Source organism: Saccharomonospora halophila 8, assembly GCF_000383775.1.
Lineage (GTDB): Bacteria > Actinomycetota > Actinomycetes > Mycobacteriales > Pseudonocardiaceae > Saccharomonospora > Saccharomonospora halophila.
Genome location: NZ_KB912577.1, coordinates 1 through 2,269, shown reverse-complemented (window position 1 = coordinate 2,269; position 2,269 = coordinate 1). Strand labels below are relative to the sequence as shown.

At 71.9% G+C, this 2,269-nt stretch carries 3 protein-coding genes; 1 reads left to right on the top strand and 2 read right to left on the bottom strand.

Annotated features, from left to right (window positions below):
- Positions 1–295: 295 nt before the first annotated feature.
- Positions 296–547, bottom strand: a complete 252-nt coding sequence (locus SACHA_RS0116980) for a hypothetical protein (protein ID WP_019811714.1) — start codon at positions 545–547, stop codon at positions 296–298.
- Positions 548–660: 113 nt separating this feature from the next.
- A complete protein-coding gene (locus SACHA_RS0116975) occupies positions 661–951 on the bottom strand; it encodes a 4a-hydroxytetrahydrobiopterin dehydratase (protein WP_007026404.1) in 291 nt (96 codons plus the stop codon).
- Positions 952–1,117: 166 nt separating this feature from the next.
- On the opposite strand from SACHA_RS0116975, the gene SACHA_RS0116970 reads away from it, so the two are divergent.
- Positions 1,118–2,191 (top strand): thiamine ABC transporter substrate-binding protein, encoded by a 1,074-nt coding sequence (locus SACHA_RS0116970; RefSeq protein WP_019811713.1) that lies wholly within the window; start codon positions 1,118–1,120, stop codon positions 2,189–2,191.
- Positions 2,192–2,269 lie beyond the last annotated feature (78 nt).

Below are 2,269 nucleotides of genomic sequence, written 5' to 3'. Positions count from 1 at the left end.
GGGGTGCCCCGGTCGCGGAGCCGTGGACCGCGTCGCCGGTCTCGCTGCCGGTGCCCTCGACGCCGGTGCCCTCGACGCCGGAGCACGACACCGTCGCCGCCCCGAGCACGGCGACCACGAGCCCGCCGATCCACTGCCTCGGAAACATGATCTCTCCTCGGGAACTGCCGCGTATCCGCGCCTGGCACGGTGCCCGCGTCGTCGCGGGCCCGAGGAGCGTAACCACGTGCCGGGCCCCCCGCCCGGTGTCGTGACCCGACCGGTGGACCACCGATCGCGGGTTATCCGGGCGGGGTCAGCCGTGCTCGACGTGCCGACGCCTGCGGGCGGTGTAGAACAGCACCGCGAAAGCCGTGGCCACCATGACCGCGAACGCGGTGCCGCCCACCACGAGGGCCTGGACCACGACGTCCGAGGGGGGCGTCGGCGCGCTCTCCGGAGGGTTGCCGGTCTCCTCCTGCGCCGAGGCCACACCGGTGCCGAGGCTCACCAGGAACACGGTCAGCAACCCCAGCAGAGACGGGACCGGCCGGACGTTGCGGTTCATCGCGCACTCCCCTCGACAACGGATGATCCCTCCGCGGATGACGCTCGGCGTCGGTGGGGGAGTTGCCCGGAACGGGCGAGATCACACCGTTCGTGGCGCGTCCGGGAGCCGGATCACATCGTGTCGAGGGCCCCGTCGATCTCCCCCGCCAGGGACGTGTCCTTCTCGGTGATTCCGCCGTGTGAATGCGTGCTGAGCCGGAAGGTCACGGTCCGGAACCGGATGTCGATGTCCGGATGGTGGTTCTCGCTCTCGGCGATCTCGGCGACCCGGTTCACGACCTGGATCGCGTGCGGGAAGTCGGGCAGCTGGGCCGTGCGTTCGATCGCGTTGCCCTCGCGGTGCCATTCGGGCAGGTGGGACAGGGCCTGGTCGATCCGCTCGTCACTGAGTAACTCCGTCATGCCTCCATCGTGGTACGTGGACGGGTACGCTGCACGCTGCCACGGGAGTCCGGCGCGCCGGGCTGAGAGGCGGGGTCCGCGGCCCGCGACCGTTTCGCACCTGATTCGGATCATGCCGACGCAGGAAGGGGGCACCTTCCGCGCCGGCACACGGCAAGGAGAGTGAATGGGCCACAGCTTCCGTCCGCGGCCGGGCTCCGCACGCGTGGCGGCCGCCCTGGTCTCGGCCGGTGTGCTCGCCACCGGATGCACCGTCATGACCGGCGACGACGAGCCGTCGGAGCAGCCCGTCACGGTGACACTGGTGACCCACCAGTCGTGGTCCGTGCCGGAGGAGGTCGTCAACGGGTTCGAACAACGCTCCGGACTCCGGCTCGAGGTGCGCGAGGAGGGCGACGCCGGCGAGCTGACGAACAAGCTCGTGCTGCGCCGGGACGACCCGATCGGCGACGTCGCGTACGGCGTGGACTCCACCTTCGCCGGCAGGGCCCTGTCCGCGGGGGTGTTCGAGTCCTACACCAGCCCGGAGGCCGACCGCGGTCCGCACCGGTACGCGATCGACCCGCGGCAGCGGTTGTCCGCGGTCGACGTGGGCGACGTGTGCGTCAACATCGACAGCGAGTGGTTCGCGGAGAACGACGTCGCCGAACCCACCACGCTGGCCGATCTCACCGAGCCGGAGTACGCCGACCTCCTCGTGACGCCGAGCCCGGCGACCTCCTCGCCGGGGCTGGCGTTCCTGCTGGCCACCGTCGCCGAGTTCGGCACGGACGGCTGGACCGACTACTGGGGCGACCTCGCCGACAACGGCGCACGTGTGGTCAGCGGGTGGACCGAGGCCTACACCCAGGATTTCTCCGGCTCCTCGGGGCAGGGTGAGCGGCCGATCGTGGTCTCCTACGCCTCCTCCCCGGCCGCGGAGGTCGGCCGCGACGGGCGTCCCCGCACGAGTGCGCTGCTCGACACCTGTTACCGCCAGGTGGAGTACGCGGGTGTGCTGGCGGGCACCGACCGGCCGGACGCGGCGGGTGAGGTGGTCGACTTTCTGCTCTCCCCCCGCTTCCAGGCCGCCCTCGCCGAGAACATGTACGTCTACCCGACCCGGCACGGAGTGGCGTTGCCGGAGGGCTGGGCGCAGGTGGCCCCCCGCCCGCGGGACCCGATGTCGCTGCCCACCGAGCAGGTGGGCCAGAACCGGGAACGCTGGATCGGCGAATGGCGCACGGTGCTCGACCGGTGACCGACGGCGCACGCCGGGCGGGTACCCGGTGGGGCGGCTTCCGGCGGGGTGGTGGCGTTCCGCGCGTCGCGGGTGCGG